The following is a 911-nucleotide window of genomic DNA, read 5'->3' on the forward strand; positions in this document are numbered from 1 at the left end:
GGTTTATTCAGAGTATGAACATACCGCCACGCTATGGGACAAGCCGTTATGACTGGCAGGTGCCCCCTCCTTGCAGGCAAAGCGACTCAAGAAGGCATATGCCTTATACCTCCAGCACACATGATTCTCGATACTTGGAACGTACAGGTCATTCTGAGCACCACCAAATTTTACAACGGCGTTCTCACTACTATCCGGCTTACACTCATGTAAAGGCTTATCAAGACATAGGTCATGGCTTCCGCCTACTGAAAACCAACCCCCACAGAGCATTAGAGGAGGCCGGGATACTATTAAAAAAATACGAGGGAGACTCACAGCAATATGCTCGTGTCGTGCAATTAAAAGCCAGAGCGTTGTTTCAGCTTGACGATTTTGATAGGTGTATTGAGTACATCAACTCTTTTCCAGAGAACGTTCAAAACAACAAAGGGGTGATGATGGCAAAAGCCCGGGCTTTACAGGCGAAAGGCCACTTGACTGAAGCCTTACCACTTTTCCAGTCCCTTTATACAAACTATTCAGCACATCCCCATGATGAAAAAAACCATGGACTGGCTCTGGGCAGACATCTCCAGCTTATAGGGGGAGCAGATAATCTAAGAGCAGGCCTGAATATCTATACCCAACTACGCACTCGAGCGGCCGGAGGTATCGCGGATACTCCCTGTGGTGACAAGGACATCGAGTTAACACTAGGTAGGCACCTCCAGGTCATGGGGGGGGCAGGCAATCTCAGAAAAGCTCTGCACATCTATACCCAGCTGCGCACCCGAGCAGCCGGGGGGCGGGAAAACACCCCCTGTGATGACAAGGAGATCGAACTGGCACTGGGCAGAAGCTTTCAGCTCCTGAGGGGCCCAGAAAACCTGAGAGCAGCCCTGGCCATCTATACCCGGCTACGTACCCGG

1 protein-coding gene is annotated in these 911 nt (G+C 50.7%); it reads left to right on the forward strand.

The window, feature by feature from the left end:
• Positions 1-335: 335 nt before the first annotated feature.
• The coding region (locus E1189_RS01005; RefSeq protein ID WP_155158256.1) for a hypothetical protein at positions 336-911 on the forward strand (576 nt) is incomplete at its 3' end.

Origin of the sequence: Parendozoicomonas verongulae (genome assembly GCF_009711465.1) — a bacterium.
In the GTDB taxonomy this organism is placed as follows: Bacteria; Pseudomonadota; Gammaproteobacteria; order Pseudomonadales; family Endozoicomonadaceae; genus Sansalvadorimonas; species Sansalvadorimonas verongulae.